Origin of the sequence: Cytobacillus praedii (assembly GCF_001439605.1) — a bacterium.
In the GTDB taxonomy this organism is placed as follows: Bacteria; Bacillota; Bacilli; order Bacillales; family Cytobacillaceae; genus Cytobacillus; species Cytobacillus praedii.
Genome location: NZ_LMBX01000006.1, coordinates 198,237 through 198,515, shown reverse-complemented (window position 1 = coordinate 198,515; position 279 = coordinate 198,237). Strand labels below are relative to the sequence as shown.

At 29.5% G+C, this 279-nt stretch carries 1 pseudogene; it reads left to right on the top strand.

Features of this window, described 5'->3' with window-relative positions:
• A pseudogene (locus ASU02_RS26950) lies at positions 1-244 on the top strand (GNAT family N-acetyltransferase); the annotation flags it as partial.
• Positions 245-279 lie beyond the last annotated feature (35 nt).

Here is a 279-nt window from a genome sequence, read left to right as displayed (position 1 = left end):
TATAGCAAATACAGAAATTCCTACTGATACATTCAATATATTATTGCCGAAATCTCCAATTATCAAAAATGCAGTTAGATTAGACATGGAATCGATAATTTCTTATATAAAGAATATCCCTTTAGTATTTGGATTGATGCTCAGTATTTAAACGGTGATTGGATAAAACTTACACAAGAATATGACCTAAAAGAAACCGAACGTAATGTAATGATGAAACTTGAAAACACACTTAATGTTGGTANAAAGAATTTCCCATCAGCTTACGATTACTAATGT